This is a genomic window from Pseudomonas sp. SIMBA_068, from assembly GCF_046534705.1.
Classification (GTDB): Bacteria; Pseudomonadota; Gammaproteobacteria; order Pseudomonadales; family Pseudomonadaceae; genus Aquipseudomonas; species Aquipseudomonas putida.
On record NZ_JAWRYI010001796.1, the window covers coordinates 1 to 232 of the forward strand.

The following is a 232-nucleotide window of genomic DNA, read 5'->3' on the forward strand; positions in this document are numbered from 1 at the left end:
GGAGCACCGTTGCCGGCAACAGCCCCTTGGGCGCCGGGCAAAACGCCTCGGCCGCTGTCAGCCAAATCGCGCCCACAAAAAAGGCGCCCACTAGGGACGCCTTTTTCATCAGCATGGAAAAACCGTAACGGCTTCCCAAGTTGATCGGCCTTAGGCCTTTTTGGCACCGAAAGCACCAAAGCGATCTGCGAAGCGCTGTACACGGCCGCCGGTGTCCAGAGTCTTCTGCTTA

2 pseudogenes are annotated in these 232 nt (G+C 59.5%); both read right to left on the minus strand.

Going from position 1 to position 232, the window contains the following annotated elements:
• Positions 1–109 (minus strand): annotated as a pseudogene (locus tag SB756_RS35950) (thermonuclease family protein); the annotation flags it as partial.
• Between the two features lie 41 nt (positions 110–150).
• Positions 151–232, minus strand: a pseudogene (gene rpmE / locus SB756_RS35955) (50S ribosomal protein L31); the annotation flags it as partial.